Origin of the sequence: Acinetobacter puyangensis (assembly GCF_900096995.1) — a bacterium.
GTDB classification, from domain to species: Bacteria; Pseudomonadota; Gammaproteobacteria; order Pseudomonadales; family Moraxellaceae; genus Acinetobacter; species Acinetobacter puyangensis.
Genome location: NZ_OANT01000005.1, coordinates 16,526 through 33,855, shown reverse-complemented (window position 1 = coordinate 33,855; position 17,330 = coordinate 16,526). Strand labels below are relative to the sequence as shown.

Below are 17,330 nucleotides of genomic sequence, written 5' to 3'. Positions count from 1 at the left end.
TGTTTTTATCCTATTTGACTTTAGAATTATTTTGGAACTTCGTATGCTTAAACCAACCGCTTTGGCATGGCAAAATGCAGTAAATCAATCGTTTAAACTTTCTTTTTTAACGGCTGCAATTGCTTCCATCGGGATTTTGTCGGGTTGTACTTCGACACCGCAAAATGGGCATGTTTCCAAAACCAAGTCCGTTTCCAAAGGCGATTTGCTTGATGCAGACAGTTTTGATGCCCTAGAAGATCTGCTTTACGCAACAGATATGCGTGCTGTTGAAAGTGATCGCTTACAAATTCTACGTCATGGTGATGTTTGGAAACGCATGACGGTAGGTTTTAAATTAAATCAGAATGTTTACAATCCGCGTATCGATGCACAACGTAGCTGGTTTATTTCACGACAGCCTTATCTGGACCGTTTAAGTGCCCGTGCCAGCCGTTATCTATATTACACAGTAAAAGAAGCCGAACGCCGTGGTATTCCAACCGAGCTGGCGTTGTTACCGGTAATTGAAAGTTCCTATGATCCGGCTGCAACCAGTAGTGCGGCTGCGGCAGGTTTATGGCAGTTTATTCCAAGTACTGGGAAAATTTATGGCTTGCGTCAAAGTGAATTGTACGATGGCCGCCGTGATGTCGTAGAATCCACCCGTGCGGCATATGAATATCTCACCAGTCTCTATAATCAATTTGGATCATGGGAGTTGGCGCTGGCATCCTATAATGCCGGACCCGGACGGATTCAACAGGCGATTAACCGTAATAAAGCAGCAGGGTTACCGACAGATTACTGGTCGTTAAAATTACCTACTGAAACCATGAATTATGTGCCACGATTCCTTGCAGTGGCACAGATCATCAATAAACCACATCAGTATGGCGTGGCTTTACCGCCAATTGCCAATCGTCCCCATTTTCGTGAAGTGGAGATTCCGGGATCAATTGATTTAAATGAGTTGTCGCAACTGACGGGGGTGAGTCGTGGTGAATTATATGCACTCAATCCTGCACATCGTGGCAATTATACCGATCCATTGGCGCCTAGACGGGTTTTAATTCCCAATGATGTGAATGCGACAGTCGATCATAAAATTGCAAAAATGAAAACTGTTTCTGGTTCCGGTGGTTTATGGGCAGGCGGTAGTGCGCCGTTGCCAACACTGCCACCAGCAAGCACGACAACACGTAGTGCAGTAACCACACAAGTGACCACCCGCAGTCCATCTAGCACGACCACTACGGCACCGACAACAGCGCCGACTCGTCCAAATGTTATTACTCAAGCCACGAATGTATTAAAACAATCCACTCCAAAAGGGTCTTCGGCACTGGCACAATTTGCGGCAAATGCTGATGTGCCAAGTGCACCACGCTTGCCAGTATCGATTACGCCTGCGGCAAATGTAAAACAAATCGCAGTTGAACCCCCAATTAGCGATGCTGAGAAAAAAGCTATTATTGCCAATGACACCACACTATCAGCAGCTACTTTGTCTAGTGCAAAACAAACCCAGATTGTCGATAAGATTGTAGAGCCAGCGCCAAGCGATGTTGAAAGACAACAAGTGGTACAGGAACTTGAAAAAATTGCACCAAAAGGTACAGAAATTGTTGATCCACTTGATGGTAAGATCAGGTTGACAGCAATCCAAAGTAGCCAGTCTATCGCTGAACAAAAAGGCGAGGAGGTGAAAATTACCTATGCTTATCCAAAAGCCGTTGCAGATGCAGAGCGTAAAACCAATTCTGATGCGGTTGCGCGAAATACCGGGAAACCAGCATTTGAAACCCGTGATGAAGTGGTAGTGGTTGCACCCAAAGGCAAACGAGATATCTATACGGTTCAATCTGGTGATACTTTGGCAACCATTGCGGCCAAATATGGGGTGAGCTGGCGCGATATTGCAACATGGAACCAGATTAATGCAGAAAGTCCGCTTTTTGTCGGGACAAGATTATATCTCTATGATGTTAAACCGGTGCAAATCAGTACAGCCAAAACTGCAAATAGAACTGAAAAATATGTTGTGAAAGCCGGTGATAGCCTAACTTCTGTTTCACAACAGTTTGATGTCAGTATTCAAGATCTGGCAGCGTGGAATAATTTATCGGTTACCAGTAATTTACTCCGCGGACAAAGTTTAACACTGGTCGAACCGAAAAATTTTAAAGCTGCGGACAGCAAAAATACGCCAGCCAGTAGTGCGAATAAAACCAAAGTAGATGAGATCCAAACCGAAAGTTATACGGTAAAACGTGGCGAATACTTAAAACTGATTGCTGATCGTTACAATATTTCAAATGCCGAACTTGCTGCGTTAACGCCTAATTTAACCGCATCGAGTAATTTATTGGTTGGTCAAAGAATTAATGTCCCTAAACAAACTGTTCAGACAGAGCGCAATACAGCCAGACAGGAACCACGAACCAATAGTAACAGCAGCGTAAATAGCAATATTAGAACCATGACCTATACCGTGGTTGCTGGTGATTATTTAAGTACAGTGGCACAAAAAAATAAAATGAGTCTGACTGAACTGGCGGCACTTAATAATCTGACCATAAACAGTAATATTTTTGTCGGTCAAAAACTTAAAGTGGCCGCACAGGAACCTGAAAAGCCATCTACTTATAAGGTACAAAGTGGTGATACACTCACCAGTATTGCCAATAAGTTTGATTTGACTGTACAGGAGTTGGCAGATCTTAATGGTTTAAGCAGCAATACACGCGTTGCCCGTGGTGCCACGCTTAAACTTCAAGGTCAAAAACACCCTGCCACACCACAAGACAACAGTAGAGAGAGTAAATCGTCACAAGTTGAAGTCAGCAATACAAGTAACAATACAACTGGCGGGTTTAAAGGTGCAACAGAAAGTTATAGTGTAAAATCTGGTGAAAGTCTGACTGCTATTGCCAATCGTTATGGTGTGTCAGTTGGAGATCTTGCGGATTTAAATAAACTGAAATCGAATGCCTCTTTACGTGTCGGACAGAAATTAAATGTGCCGAAATTAACAGCCAGTTATAAGGTGAAAAGTGGTGACAGCCTGATTCGTTTAGCCAGAAATTATGGCATTTCTACAGAGGAATTGGCCGACATGAATAACCTTAAGCCGAATAGTCAGTTACAATTAGGACAAACCATCACCGTACCAAATAAATAAAAGCATTCGGGGACATAATGGGATTGCAAATACGCTTTGGACAGCTGTTAACCGTCACCATAGGCATGATGATAATGAGTCAAGCCTATGCTGCGGTACAAACGTTTAATTACATTAGTTTGGATGAAAAACCTTTGTATGCGAATGCTTCGGTTTTGCCTTATGCCAATCCCAAAGCACCCATCGGTGGTAGTATTGTTCTGCCTGCGACAGGGACATTTGACAATTTCAACAGTATGAATGGTAAGGGATCGCCTGCCGATGGGGTGCAATTTCTGTATGACAAGCTGATGTCGTCTTCTCTGGATGAACCCGGGGTGATGTATCCCATGCTTGCCACCAGTGCAACTTACGATCCTGATAAGCCCAAATATGTGATTTTCCATTTAAATCCCAAAGCCAGATTTAGCGACGGTTCGCCTGTGACCGCTCAGGATGTGGTATATACTTTTAAAAAATTACTGAGTGAGGGTGCACCGGGACTACGCATTTATTTTTCCGAAGTTGAAGATATTAAAGCTTTATCAAAATATGACGTGCGCTTTGATTTTAAATCGGATGACAATAAAGAAATGCCACTGATTGTATCTGATATTTCAATATTTTCTGAAAAAGATTTAAAAAATAAGGATTTTACTCGAGTCACTATGCAAGCCCCGATGGGCAGTGGCCCATATCTGGTCGACAAAATTGATGCTGGACGTTCTATCACCTACAAACGTAATCCAAATTATTGGGGCAAGGATGTGATGGTCAATAAAGGCGCTTATAATTTTAATCAGATTAAATATGTCTATTACCGCACGTTGGATATTGCTTTTGAAGGATTTAAGACAGGGCAATATACCTTTCAGACTGAATATGTGTCACGTCGCTGGGCAACCGAATATACCTTTAATGCCGCAAATGCTGGATTGATTAAAAAAATAGAATTTCAGCATCATAATCCAATTCCGACGCAAAGTTTTATTTTAAATTCTCGTCGTAAGCCGCTGGATGATATTTTCTTTCGACAAGCTCTAAGTTATGCCTATGATTTTGAATGGCAAAATAAAGCGCTGTTTTATGGAAAATATAAGCGTCTGCAAAGTTTTTTTGACAATAGTGAGCTTGCGGCAACTGGCAAACCCTCTGCGGCGGAATTAAAAGTATTAAATCCCTATTTGAATCAACTTGCACCTGTGGTGAAACGCGGCGTTTTAATCGACTGGAAGTATCCGGTATCTGATGCCAGTGGATTTAATCGTTATAATTTAATGGTGGCACGGCAAATGTTGCTCAATAAAGGCTATCGCTATAACCCGCAAGGACAATTGCTGGATAAACAAGGCAAGGTTATTCGTTTTGAATTTTTAATTCATCAGGACGGTCTGGAGCGGACACTGATGCCTTTTGTACGTAATCTCAAAAAACTTGGGATTACCATCACGGTGCGTAAAGTGGATGTACCGCAATATATCGAGCGCAAAAAGAATTATGATTATGACATTACCACCGATGTGATGCCGCAATCGCTAACCCCGGGAAATGAACAGGCACGTTTCTGGAGTAGCCAATCGGCTGATGAGCAGGGTAATTATAATTATGCCGGGGTCAAAGATCCGGTGATCGATGCCATCATCAACCGGATCATTCGTTCCCAGCATCGTGAAGAACTGGTGACCAACACCAAGGTACTCGATCGCTTGCTGCGTGCCGGCTATTATCAGATTTTGACTTATGGCAAAGGGGAGGACTGGTATGCATTCTGGGACATGTACGATTATCCGGCAGTTCAGCCCAAATTGGGTGTCGGTTTAAACTACTGGTGGGTGAATCCGGCCAAGGCACAAAAAGTTAACCAATATCTAAAACGACAATAATGGCATGATTTTCTTCCGGGAATTTTGTTAAGGAGTAGCACATGGGAACCTATATTTTAAAACGCTTGCTACTGATTATTCCGACCCTGTTTATTATTTTATTGATTAATTTTGTGATTGTGCAAATTGCACCGGGTGGTCCGGTGGAACAGGCCATTCAACAAGCAGAATCTTTACAGGGCATTAACGGCAATAAGGGAGGCGAAACTGTTGCCGTGGAAAGTAATTATCAGGGTGCCCGTGGTCTAAGTCCGGAAATGGTTGAGGAAATAAAAAAACAATACGGTTTTGACAAACCTGCACATGAACGTTTCTGGCAAATGTTAAAAGGCTATTTAAGTTTTGATTTTGGCACCAGCTTTTTTAAAGATAAACCCGTAACCCAACTGATTTATGAAAAATTTCCTGTCACAATTTCGCTAGGATTGTGGAGTACTTTGCTGATTTATCTGGTGTCGATTCCACTTGGTATCAAAAAGGCCAAAGCACATGGCTTGTTGTTTGATAAAAGCACCTCTTTATTATTGGCGATTGGTTATGCCGTACCGACATTTGTATTTGGGGTATTATTGATCGTTTTTTTTGCCGGCGGCTCTTATTTTCAGTGGTTCCCACTACAAGGTCTGGTGTCGGAAAACTTTTCCCAACTGAGTCCTTTGGCAAAAGTTAAAGATTATTTCTGGCATATGGCTTTACCTCTTTTGACCATGGTGCTGGGTGGTTTTGCCGGACTGACTTATTTAACCAAATACTCATTTATGGACGAGTTATCCAAGCAATATGTACTTGCTGCACGTGCCAAAGGTTTAAGTGAAAATCGGGTGTTGTATGGGCATGTTTTTCGTAATGCCATGTTGATTGTGATTGCCGGATTACCCGAAGCATTGATCGGGATTTTCTTTGTCGGTAATTTATTCGTGGAAATTATTTTTAATCTGGACGGCATTGGTTTGTTGGGCTTTGAGGCCATTACTCAGCGGGATTATCCGGTGATTTTCGGGACGCTATTTATTTTTACCCTGTTAGGTTTGGTATTAAGACTGATCAGTGATGTGATGTATCAGATCATTGATCCCCGCATTGATTTTGAAACACGGGGAGCAAAATAATGTCACCAGTCATGCAGCAACGGCTTCATCGTTTTAAGCAAAATAAACTGGGTATGTTCTGCCTAGCGATCTTTGCCATTATTTTTGTCATTTCCATGTGTGCAGAATTGATTGCCAATGATAAACCGATTGTGGTGTCCTATAAAAATCAGCTCTACGTTCCGGTGTTAAAAACTTATCCGGAAACAACGTTTGGCGGTGTGTTCGAAACCGAGGCAGATTATAAGGATCCTGTGGTACAACAATTGATCCAAGCAGATGGCTGGATGCTCAATCCGATTATTCCGTTTTCTTATGACACACCCAATTTACAATTAAGCGTACCGGTACCCTCCAAGCCTACTGCACAAAACTGGCTTGGGACGGATGATCAGGGGCGTGATGTATTGGCACGGGTGATTTACGGACTACGTATTTCGCTGCTTTTTGGTATTTTCCTCACCGCTGCTTCTGCGCTAATCGGCATATCGATTGGTGCAATTCAAGGCTATTATGGCGGCTGGATTGATCTTGGCGGACAGCGTATTTTAGAAGTATGGGGTGGTTTGCCACAGCTGTTTATGGTGATTATTCTGGTGAGTATGTTTACGCCCAGTGTATATTGGCTTTTTGTGATCATGCTGTTTTTTGGCTGGACAGCTTTGGTGGGACTGGTGCGTGCCGAGTTTTTACGCGCTAGAAATTTTGATTATATTCGCGCTGCAAGAGCACTTGGCGTATCCGACCGAAAAATTATTTTTCGTCATATTTTACCCAATGCGCTGAGTTCGACCTTGTCGCAATTGCCGTTCTTACTTACTGCCAATATTACAGCTTTAACGGCACTGGATTTTCTTGGCTATGGCTTGCCACCAGATATTGCTTCACTGGGCGAATTGCTGGAACAGGGCAAAACCAATTTAAATGCACCATGGCTGGCATTGTCGGGATTTTTTACCCTGGCGATTGTTTTATCATTATTAATCTATATCGGTGAGGCCACACGAGATGCATTCGATCCAAGACAACGCTAAGGCTCAGAATAATCAAATGCAGGACAACATCTCAGCCGAAACTGCGTTATTACATGTTGAACAGTTAAAAATTCAGAATGAGCAGCATACGCTGGTGCACGATTTGAGTTTTGAGCTACATCGTGGTCAAACGCTTGCCATCGTCGGGGAAAGTGGTTCGGGCAAATCCATCACTAGTCTTGCCATCTTGGGATTATTACCTGCCAATCTGACCGTATCCGGACAGATCAAACTTGATCATCAAGATTTATCTCAATTTAATCAACAAAAATGGCAGCATATTCGTGGACAGAAAATTGCCATGATTTTTCAGGAACCGATGACGGCACTTAATCCTTTACATCGGGTGGAAAAATTGATTGGTGAATCCCTGCTTTTACAGGGTTTATCCACGCAACAAGTCAGGCAGCGTGTCATTGCATTATTGTCTGATGTGGGTATTCCCGATCCAGAACAAAAATTAAAGCGCTATCCGCATGAGCTGTCTGGTGGTCAACGGCAACGAGTCATGATTGCCATGGCACTGGCACTTGATCCGGAGATTCTGATTGCCGATGAACCGACCACTGCGCTTGATGTCACCTTGCAGGAACAGGTGTTGCAACTGCTAAAATCCTTGCAGCAACAACGTAACATGGCCATGATCCTGATTAGCCATGATTTAAAACTGGTTGGACGCTTTTCTGATCAGGTGATCGTGATGCAAAAAGGTTTTGTTAAAGAACAGGGATTGACTCAGGCTATTTTCAACAATCCTCAAGATACTTATACTAAAAATTTATTGGATCATGATTTTGGTGAGGCATTACAGGTGGATTCGCAGCATACCGTGTTGCAATTAACCGATCTACAGGTGCGTTATCCGATTAAAACAGGTCTATTCAATCGTATCAAGGATTATGTGGTGGCGGTTGAACCCATCACACTGGATTTAAAACAGGGTGAGTCGATTGGGATTGTGGGAGAAAGTGGTTCCGGAAAAACCTCTTTGGCGCTGGCAATTGCCCGCTTGATCGACAGTGACGGGAAAATTCAGCTTGAAAATCTGCGGCTTAACCAATTGTCAGAAAAATATTTGCGACCTTATCGGCATCAATTCCAGATTGTCTTTCAGGATCCGTTTAGCAGCCTCAATCCCAGAATGAATGTCGAGCAGATTGTTGGGGAAGGCTTAGAAATTCAAGGTGTTGCGAAATCTGAAATCTCAGTGAAAGTAGAGGAAGTGTTGCAGCGGGTCGATTTGCCTGCACATTTTTCCGGTCGTTATCCCCATGAATTGTCAGGTGGGCAGCGGCAGCGGGTAGCATTGGCGCGAGCCTTAATTTTACGTCCGAAACTGATTATCCTGGATGAGGCTACATCGGCACTGGATCGAACCACACAACGTGCAATGGTAAAATTACTGCGCACATTACAGCAAGAATTTCAGTTTAGTTATCTATTTATTAGTCATGACCTAGCGGTGGTGAGGGCATTATGCCAGCGCATTTTGGTACTTCATCATGGCAAAATGGTGGAATTTCAGCACACGGCACAATTATTTTCACAACCACAAGATACTTATACACAAAAACTGATTGAAGCGAGTCTTTTGACAATGTGAATTGTCAAATACTTGTTGCATCATGACTATATATTCTGTAGAGTAATTGCTCTAAATTGTAAATTTGATGGATAGAGAAGCATCATCACCGAACACACAGCCATCAGCGCCAGTGCTCTAGGAAGCACTAACAGCAAATATTTATAGGGAATCGACATGGTAAAACTACAAGATCAACTGAAGATTCGTGCTAATACTTTTAAAAATCGTATTATCAAGGCATCAATGAGTGAGGCTTTGGCCAATGATTTGGGTCAACCCAATGCCGATCATATTGGATTATATGAAGTCTGGGCAAAAGGTGGCCTAGGTTGTGCCATCGCAGGCAATGTCATGGTTGATGCCAGAGCAAAAAATGAGCCCGGTGTGGTCGTGCTTGAAAATGAGCGGGATATGGCGCTGTTAAAACAATGGGCGGATGTCGGTAAACGATATGGCATGATCCAGTTGTTACAGCTTTCGCATCCTGGTCGTCAATGTCCACGAGGCTTGAATCGGGAAACAGTTGCGCCTTCTGCGGTTGCATTTTCTTCAACCTTATCCACCACCTTTGCCACACCCAGAGCATTAACCGAAACAGAAATTCTGGACATTATCCGCCGCTTTGGTGAATCAGCCCGTCTGGCAAAACTTGCCGGATTTGAAGGCATACAATTGCATGGTGCACATGGCTATTTAATCAGTCAGTTCTTGTCGCCATTGACCAATGTTCGTCAAGATCAATGGGGCGGTGGTATTGAAAATCGTATGCGTTTCTTACTGGAAATTTATCATGAAGTGCGCAAACAAACAGGTGATGATTTTATTATCGCAGTAAAACTCAATTCCGCAGATTTTCAACGCGGAGGCTTTAGTGAACATGATGCGATTGAAGTGACCAAAGCCATTTCGGCAGCAGGAATTGATTTTATTGAAATTTCCGGTGGAACCTACGAAGCACCTGCAATGGCAGGGGCAAAGGCAGAAAAACGCAAACAGAGCAGCATCGCCCGTGAAGCTTATTTTCTGGAATTTGCCGAATTAATCCGTGGACAGGTGAGTTGTCCATTGATGGTCACTGGTGGTTTCCGTACCGTCAAAGGCATGAACGATGCATTGGCAAGCGGGGCATGTGATTTCATAGGGATTGCTCGTCCATTTGCAGTTGAACCACAGTTGGCAAATCAATTACTCAATGGTCAGGATGTTAAATATGCAGTCAAACCGATTAAAACCGGCATTGCATTAATCGACAAAATGGCCATTATGGAAATTATCTGGTATGCGGCACAGTTTAAGACCATTGCCCGTGGGCGACAACCAAATCCGCAGTTATCACCATTAAAAGTACTGTTTCATTATGCCCGGCGCAACATTGGTACAGTGATTTCTGGACAATTAAACTCACGTAAGGCATCGGCATAAACTGTAAAATAGCCCATCTTTCAGTCATTCCAGGTTTATTTTCAGGAGAATGGCTGTTATGCTTGGGGTAATGTTTTTGCATTTTATACTGATATGACTTTCCGGATGAACAAGTGTCATCAGTCTTATATGTTGTTTTTTATGGCGCTGGCTATGCTGATGAGTCAGGTCTATGCACAAGTCAATATCATCAGTATGCAGGCTGTGCATCAGCCGCTTACGCAGCAAAGGCATATGCATCATGCGCAAGTGCATTGCCATGATTCAGCCAGTAAACAAGTAGATCAGCAGCATAATCATAGGGCCATGCCCGATTGTCATGGACAAGCAGATCAGGTGTCAAATGAACAGGCAATCCAGCAACAGAGCAACCACCATCAGGTAGCTTGTCAGGATTGTGCGCAGTGGCATTGTCAGATGAATGCATTTTATTTTTATCCATTACATCATGCATTGGATCTAAGTCTTAAAATCAATCCGGATAGCATATTCAACTCTCATTATCGTTCGCAATATATTCAACAGCCCAATATCCCACTGTTACGCCCACCAAAAATCTTATCTTAATCAAATCAATTTTAAAAATTAACAGATTAAGGTAAAAAGTGATGCAAATTAAATTTTTATCCATGTTGCTGGCGATATATTGCCTCTGCATGGCACAGTGGTCATGGTCTGCGGTTCGGGAATATCATCTTACGATTGCAGAACAAAGTATTCATATCACAGGACAAGCAACAAATAAAATTACCGTCAACGGGCAATTTCCGGCACCCACTTTATTCTTTGAAGAAGGTGATGATGCAGTGATTGTGGTGCATAATCAGCTTAAAAATCAGGACAGTTCAATTCACTGGCATGGTTTGTTATTGCCGGGATTGATGGATGGTGTACCGGGATTTAATCAGTTCCAAGGAATTAAGCCACAAGGCGAATTTACTTATCGCTTTAAGATTCGGCAAAATGGTACCTATTGGTATCATGCACACAGTAAGGGACAGGAGCAGGATGGGCTATATGGCGCTTTTATTGTCTATCCTAAAGGCAAAATACCCCTGAGCCATGATGAACATAGTGAACAGGATCAGATCGTCATGTTGTCTGACTTTCACTTATCAAGTGGTGAGAGCATCATGAATAATCTAAAAAAATCAGCAGAATATTATCAAAATCAAAGAGAAACACTATTTGATGTGCTGCGTCAGGTCAAACAAAAGGGTTTGGCAAATACATGGCAGGATCGCAAGATGTGGAGTCAGATGCGGATGTTAAAAACCGATTTATCTGATGTCACAGGCTATACCTTTTTGGTCAATGGTAAAACCCCTACACAGAACTGGACTAGCAAATTTAATGCTGGTGAAAAAATCCGTTTGCGCTTTATCAATGCTTCAGCAATGTCATTTTTTGATGTGCGGATTCCGGGTTTAAAAATGACGGTGGTCAGTGCAGATGGGCAGGCAGTACAACCTGTAACAGTCGATGAGTTCCGTATTGGCACAGCAGAAACCTATGATGTGATTGTTGCACCGCAGGACCTCCAATATCAAATTCAGGCGGAATCCATTGATCGCAGCGGTTTTGCACTGGCAAATTTGCTGCAAAACAATAGTACAGCCAAAACCTTGGCGATGCCACAGCATCGTCCCCGCGCATTGTTGTCGATGCAAGATATGCCAATGCCGAACATGCAGCATGATGCTGAGGATCATTCACAGCACTTTACTGATGTAGAAAAGCAAACAGGAGATCAGCAGACAGTAGAAAGCTCGGAAAATATGAATCATATGCATGCACAAATGCCTCAGAATAGCGAGCATAGGCATGACATGAGTAATATGGGCATGATGCATGACCATATGTCGAGTATGTCTGAACCTTCTTCACCCCATACGCATGATCTTAATCAGAATATACAACAAACGCCAAACCATACGCATGCTGTTGAAGCAGAAATGGGAACAGTTCAACAGCAACTGACAGTTGAAGGCTGGGCAAATGCATCCACACCACAGGGGCATAAGGCTTTGCAATATGCAGATTTAAAAGCCTTACATCCGCAAACTGATACCCGAGCACCAGAACGTGAAATCGTGATTCATCTGAGTGGTTCTATGGAACGTTATATCTGGACCATGAATGGCGACAAATTTAATCAGGCCAAACCGATTCAGGTGAAATATGGTGAACGTATTCGTCTGAAATTTATTAATGACAGTATGATGGCACATCCGATGCATTTACATGGCATGTTCGTGCAACTGGAAAATGGACAGGCAGCACAGGATTTACCCAATAAACATACCTTGATTGTTCCTCCAAATCAGACCGTGACAGCTTTATTGACAGCTGATGAGTTGGGTGAATGGGCGATTCATTGTCATTTGCTCTATCACATGACTGCCGGAATGATGAATAAACTGATTGTTGCAAATGTCGCAGCAACAGAGATCGAGCCTGCTGCACATTCTGATATGAATCAAGGAGATCATCATGCACATCATTAAATTTGCCATGACTGCTAGACTCAATTTGATCAGTATTGGTTTGTTGACTATTTTATCTTCTTCACTCATTTATGCATCTGAGACAGATATGAGTTCTATTCAATTGCATAAGCATTCCAATGTAATTGCAAATGATGGACAAAATATGCATCAACATGGCAATGAAATCTATCAATTGATCGAGTTGGATAATAAATGGCTTGTCGATGATGATAGACAAGGTCAATTGAAATCTGCACTAAAATATTGGATCGGGACAGATGAGAACAAGCTGTATCTTAAATCTCATGTTAATCGGGCAGAATCAGCATCAGCGGATTATGATGTATCGCTTTTATATAGTCGCTTGTTATCTGAGTTCTGGGATATTCAAACCGGAATTAAACATGTCAAAGATCGAAACCTAGATCGTTCGACAAATGCCGCAATTATTGGTGTGCATGGTTTGGCACCATATTTCTTTGAAACGGATGCCTATGTTGAAATTGCATCCAATGATCGGATTAGTCTGATTCTGGAAAGTTCAAGAGATATCCTGCTCACCCAGAAACTGATTACACAACCTTTTATTGATGCCACAGTAAGCATTCAAGATAATAGTCCCTATGCCAGACGTTCAGGCTTAACAGAGTTGAATGTCGGACTACAAACACGCTATGAGCTTTCTAAGCAGGTGATGCCCTATATCGAGTTTTCATATCGTTATGACAAGGGATTGAAATCGGAACAGCCAAGTGATAAAGATACGGGACTTTACGGCGTAGGAATTCTGTTTAAGTTTTAATTCAGAATATTTTAATATCGAGATGATGCAATACCTTCTCATTGCGGGAAGGTATTGATATATCGTTTAAATCCAGTTATAAACCGGTTTCATAATCCTTGTTGGATAATAAATTGTCTATATCGGCAATATTGTGCGGTTTAATTTTATAAATCCAGCCTTCGCCATATGGGTCTTCATTTACTTTTTCCGGATCATCTTCAAGTACAGTATTGATCTCAACGACCACACCCGATACAGGGGCATGAATATCGGATGCGGTTTTTACCGATTCGACGACACCGGCTTGTTCACCGGCAGTCAGTTCTTGTCCAACATCAGGCGCTTCAACATATACCAGATCACCCAACGCATCCTGTGCATGATCACTAATTCCGGTCACGATAAGATCGCCTTCGATACGAACCCATTCATGTGTTTTTGCATAACGTAAATTATCTGGATGTTGCATAAATTTTCCTTAATGCGGTTATTAGCGATATCTTATGACGCTTTATACAATGTTATCCCAAAAAAGCAAATGATTTTATCTGCTATAAATATGGATCTTTACGCCAATTGCTTGGGCTGCGACCACTCCAGCGTTTAAAGGCACGACTGAAATTCGCTACATCAGAATAACCGAGTTCGTCGGCAATTTGTTCCAGACTATAATCGGTACGTGAAAGCAGGGAGGTCGCGCGGCGATAACGTACTTCATCGACAATGGTTGAGAAGGAAGTGCCTTCTGAGGCAAGCTGGCGTTTTAAGGTGCGGTCTGACATACAAAGCTGTTCTGCCACTGCTTCAATTCCCAGATGGACTTGCTCGTGATGGCTGAGAATGTCACGTACCCGCATGGAAATACGACGACGCTCACCCAGTGCTGACAGTTCGGCTTCACACTGATTAATGGCAATCTGACTGGAAATTGGATCGGCATGTACCATCTCCAGACCTAAATATTTTTTATCAAAACTTGCAATTAAATGCGGCTGATTAAAACGTACTTTGGAATTTAGACGTTCAAGATAGCGTTCAAATCCTTTGGGCATATCAAAGTCGAAATCAATTTCCGAGCTGATTTCCACACCTGTTAAGGCTTTTGCCATGGTATGGATACCAATGGTTAAGGCGATAATAATTTCATTGCGTAAGGGTTGCAGGTCGATATTACATTTTAGTTCGATGGTGGCTTTGTCACCAAAAGTCGAAAAATAAAGCTGTAAAAATGGCATGCGTAACTGAATAAAACGGGAAGCTAGCGCCAGTGCATCTGTAGTATTGGTGGCGGTCATGATGGCATAACCGATAAAACCGTGAATAGAAATGCGCATCTGTGTACCCAGATGATAAGCCAGACTGTATTCACTGGTCAGTTGTAGTGCACGTTCTACCAGTGCATTGGCAACATCCACCGGAATACGCCTATCAGGATGCGCCAGTTGCTCACTGGTTAAGCCAGAAGGTTCAAATAATGAAACATCGTTGTAGCCCCAACGAGAAACCACATCAAGCAAAAGTAAGCCATATACACCTGGAATACCTTGGTCTGGGTGCAATGTCGCCATTTTAATATCCTATACAATGTAATTGCAGAACCAATCACGATAACATCTTGTCGTGGATTCATAATGCCATGAGCAAAATATGAATGACAACCATATTGTCAAACAAAACAATCAATCATTGACAGTATTTTATCGAATTTTACCAATCGACGGGTTTATTTGAATATAAAAAAAGCAGGACTTAGAGAATATTCTTAAAAGAAATCCGCCTAAGTCCCGATACATCAGCTGCTTTGCTTAGTACAAGCAGATGAAATTAACTTTCCAGAAAACCACCGCTTTGTCGTGCCCATAACTGGGCATATAAACCATTTTGAGCAATCAACTGTTCATGTGATCCCTGTTCAATGATTTGTCCTTGATCTAGGACAATCAAGCGATCCATTTTGGCAATGGTGGAGAGACGATGTGCGATGGCGATTACAGTTTTATGTTGCATCAATTGTTCCAGACTTTGCTGAATGGCCGCTTCCACTTCGGAATCTAGCGCACTGGTTGCCTCATCAAGCACCAAAATAGGCGCATCCTTGAGGAATACCCGGGCAATGGCAATACGCTGACGTTGCCCACCTGAGAGTTTAACACCCCGTTCACCAACATAGGCAGCCAAGCCTTGATTGCCTTTTAAATCAATCAATTGAGGAATAAATTCGCTGGCTTGTGCTTTGAAAATCGCATGTTCGACTTCTTCGTCTGTAGCTGTTGGACGACCATACTGGATATTTTCTGCAACAGTACGATGTAATAGCGATGTGTCTTGCGTCACCAGTGCAATATTTTTACGCAGACTATCCTGAGTCACATCTTCAATATTTTGCCCATCAATCAGAATCTTGCCTTGTTGAATCTGATAAAAATACAGAAGTAACTGAATCAGTGTTGATTTACCCGCACCGGAACGTCCGACCACGCCAATTTTTTCACCGGCTTTAATCTCCAGATTAAAGTGATTAATGACTTTTTTATCGTTATAGGCAAAGCAGACATCCTGAAACCGGATGCTGCCCTGAGTAACCTGTAATTCCTTGGCATCTTGTTTATCCTGAATGGCAATCGGTTTACCCATGGTGTGCATGCCATCCTGAATGGTCCCGATATTTTCAAATAATGCGGTAATGTGCCACATCAAAAATTCAGATACGCTATCGAGTTTCAATACCATTGCTGTTGTTGCTGCGATCACACCGATTGCAATCTGGCCATCTATCCACAACCATAACGCTGTGCCGATCATACTTAAATATAAATAACCACTTAACAGATTGATGGAAATTTGATACATCACGCCCAAACGCATTTGTTTATAGACTGTGACCATAAACTCCTGCATGGATTCCTTGGCATAACGACTTTCACGACCGGCATGTGCAAACAGTTTGACGGTCTGTATATTGGTATAAGCATCGGTAATGCGACCTGTCATGATTGAACGTGCATCGGCTTGGGCTTTGGATACCTTACCCAGACGTGGAATAAAGTAAGAGGCAATCAGAATAAACAGCACTAACCAGATCATCAGTGGCAACATCAACAGTGGTGAAATTGCACCTAATACCACATTAATGGTAATAAAATAAATCAGTACATAGGCCAGCATGTCTGCCAGAATCATCCAGAACTCACGTACTGCTAGCGCAGTCTGCATCACTTTGGCCGACAAGCGCCCAGCAAAATCGTTATGGAAAAAATCCAAACTTTGCCCAAGCAGCAGATTATGGTATCTCCAGCGTAAACGCATCGGAAAATTACTGTAAATCACCTGATGTTTGATCAATGATTGCAGGCTGGAGAAGAAAATACTGATCAGTAAAATACTCACCAGTATGATTAAATTTTGTTGATGTTGCTGTAAAAAGGTACTCGGCTGACTTTGGCTAATCCAGTCTACCAGTTTACCAATATAGCTAAACAGCATGACTTCAAATGTTGCTGCACCGGCAGTACATAACAATAAAATCAGTAGATAAGGACGAATCCCTTCGGTGGCTTGCCAGACAAACGCAAAAAATGTTTTGGGTAGAGGCTGGTTTAAATTTTTACTGGGGTATGGGTCGACAAGTTTCTCAAACCAATTGAACATAACAAACCTATGACATCATTGGTCAGTTTTTTGACCAAAATTTTAAAAATACAAATTGAATAGGAGTAAAACTAGAAAATTATACGAATGAGTCGTTTATGCTATTTCATGAACAAAATTCAATTTACCTAGGGTCTGTCGCCATTTAATCTATGGTTGCGACAATGGACATTTTTTAGGCAATACAAGGCATGAATAGTGAGATTTAGTGATTCTAAATGAACTATTCATAACGCAGTAGCGTCAAAAAATCTC

General features: G+C 42.2%; 12 protein-coding genes. 9 read left to right on the top strand and 3 right to left on the bottom strand.

The annotated features are described in order from the left end of the window. Positions 1–43: 43 nt before the first annotated feature. The 9 genes from CRO21_RS10440 to CRO21_RS10400 all read left to right on the top strand — a co-directional run bounded on the left by CRO21_RS10440 (position 44) and on the right by CRO21_RS10400 (position 13,445). A complete protein-coding gene (locus CRO21_RS10440) occupies positions 44–3,163 on the top strand; it encodes a LysM peptidoglycan-binding domain-containing protein (protein WP_097079258.1) in 3,120 nt (1,039 codons plus the stop codon). Between the two features lie 17 nt (positions 3,164–3,180). Then, entirely contained in the window at positions 3,181–5,025 is a 1,845-nt protein-coding gene (locus tag CRO21_RS10435; protein ID WP_097079257.1) for an extracellular solute-binding protein, read from the top strand. Positions 5,026–5,066: 41 nt separating this feature from the next. Beyond that, complete coding sequence (locus CRO21_RS10430) at positions 5,067–6,134, top strand: microcin C ABC transporter permease YejB (protein WP_097079256.1); 1,068 nt, start codon at positions 5,067–5,069, stop codon at positions 6,132–6,134. Beyond that, the gene (locus tag CRO21_RS10425; protein ID WP_097079255.1) at positions 6,134–7,147 is read left to right on the top strand and encodes an ABC transporter permease; all 1,014 of its coding nucleotides are present in this window, start codon (positions 6,134–6,136) and stop codon (positions 7,145–7,147) included. Before CRO21_RS10430 ends, CRO21_RS10425 begins: the two co-directional genes overlap by 1 nt. Then, complete coding sequence (locus CRO21_RS10420) at positions 7,122–8,750, top strand: ABC transporter ATP-binding protein (RefSeq protein ID WP_097079254.1); 1,629 nt, start codon at positions 7,122–7,124, stop codon at positions 8,748–8,750. Before CRO21_RS10425 ends, CRO21_RS10420 begins: the two co-directional genes overlap by 26 nt. A 156-nt stretch (positions 8,751–8,906) precedes the next feature. Continuing rightward, positions 8,907–10,154 carry an NADH:flavin oxidoreductase/NADH oxidase family protein gene (locus tag CRO21_RS10415; protein WP_097079253.1) on the top strand — a complete coding sequence of 416 codons (1,248 nt, stop codon included), beginning with the start codon at positions 8,907–8,909 and terminating at the stop codon, positions 10,152–10,154. A gap of 105 nt (positions 10,155–10,259) precedes the next feature. Further along, a complete protein-coding gene (locus tag CRO21_RS10410) occupies positions 10,260–10,721 on the top strand; it encodes a hypothetical protein (protein ID WP_141398131.1) in 462 nt (153 codons plus the stop codon). Positions 10,722–10,762: 41 nt separating this feature from the next. Then, positions 10,763–12,661, top strand: a complete 1,899-nt coding sequence (locus tag CRO21_RS10405; protein ID WP_097079251.1) for a copper resistance system multicopper oxidase — start codon at positions 10,763–10,765, stop codon at positions 12,659–12,661. Next, on the top strand, positions 12,648–13,445 hold the full coding sequence (locus CRO21_RS10400; RefSeq protein ID WP_097079250.1) for a copper resistance protein B: 798 nt from the start codon (positions 12,648–12,650) through the stop codon (positions 13,443–13,445). Before CRO21_RS10405 ends, CRO21_RS10400 begins: the two co-directional genes overlap by 14 nt. Positions 13,446–13,521: 76 nt before the next feature. On the opposite strand, the gene gcvH is transcribed toward CRO21_RS10400, so the two are convergent. The 3 genes from gcvH to CRO21_RS10385 all read right to left on the bottom strand — a co-directional run bounded on the left by gcvH (position 13,522) and on the right by CRO21_RS10385 (position 17,075). Beyond that, positions 13,522–13,896: a glycine cleavage system protein GcvH gene (gene gcvH, locus CRO21_RS10395; protein WP_097079249.1), complete on the bottom strand. Its 375-nt coding sequence runs from the start codon at positions 13,894–13,896 to the stop codon at positions 13,522–13,524. 82 nt (positions 13,897–13,978) lie between these two features. Next, entirely contained in the window at positions 13,979–14,995 is a 1,017-nt protein-coding gene (locus CRO21_RS10390; protein WP_378234931.1) for a helix-turn-helix transcriptional regulator, read from the bottom strand. A gap of 256 nt (positions 14,996–15,251) precedes the next feature. Continuing rightward, complete coding sequence (locus tag CRO21_RS10385; protein ID WP_097079247.1) at positions 15,252–17,075, bottom strand: ABC transporter ATP-binding protein; 1,824 nt, start codon at positions 17,073–17,075, stop codon at positions 15,252–15,254. Between the last annotated feature and the right edge of the window lie 255 nt (positions 17,076–17,330).

What these genes read in the sequence shown, in the direction of transcription:
- CRO21_RS10440 (WP_097079258.1), top strand. Translation starts at nt 44, where the DNA reads ATGCTTAAACCAACCGCTTTGGCATGGCAAAATGCAGTAAATCAATCG.
- CRO21_RS10435 (WP_097079257.1), top strand. Translation starts at nt 3,181, where the DNA reads ATGGGATTGCAAATACGCTTTGGACAGCTGTTAACCGTCACCATAGGC.
- CRO21_RS10430 (WP_097079256.1), top strand. Translation starts at nt 5,067, where the DNA reads ATGGGAACCTATATTTTAAAACGCTTGCTACTGATTATTCCGACCCTG.
- CRO21_RS10425 (WP_097079255.1), top strand. Translation starts at nt 6,134, where the DNA reads ATGTCACCAGTCATGCAGCAACGGCTTCATCGTTTTAAGCAAAATAAA.
- CRO21_RS10420 (WP_097079254.1), top strand. Translation starts at nt 7,122, where the DNA reads ATGCATTCGATCCAAGACAACGCTAAGGCTCAGAATAATCAAATGCAG.
- CRO21_RS10415 (WP_097079253.1), top strand. Translation starts at nt 8,907, where the DNA reads ATGGTAAAACTACAAGATCAACTGAAGATTCGTGCTAATACTTTTAAA.
- CRO21_RS10410 (WP_141398131.1), top strand. Translation starts at nt 10,260, where the DNA reads ATGAACAAGTGTCATCAGTCTTATATGTTGTTTTTTATGGCGCTGGCT.
- CRO21_RS10405 (WP_097079251.1), top strand. Translation starts at nt 10,763, where the DNA reads ATGCAAATTAAATTTTTATCCATGTTGCTGGCGATATATTGCCTCTGC.
- CRO21_RS10400 (WP_097079250.1), top strand. Translation starts at nt 12,648, where the DNA reads ATGCACATCATTAAATTTGCCATGACTGCTAGACTCAATTTGATCAGT.
- gcvH (WP_097079249.1), bottom strand. Translation starts at nt 13,896, where the DNA reads ATGCAACATCCAGATAATTTACGTTATGCAAAAACACATGAATGGGTT.
- CRO21_RS10390 (WP_378234931.1), bottom strand. Translation starts at nt 14,995, where the DNA reads ATGGCGACATTGCACCCAGACCAAGGTATTCCAGGTGTATATGGCTTA.
- CRO21_RS10385 (WP_097079247.1), bottom strand. Translation starts at nt 17,075, where the DNA reads ATGTTCAATTGGTTTGAGAAACTTGTCGACCCATACCCCAGTAAAAAT.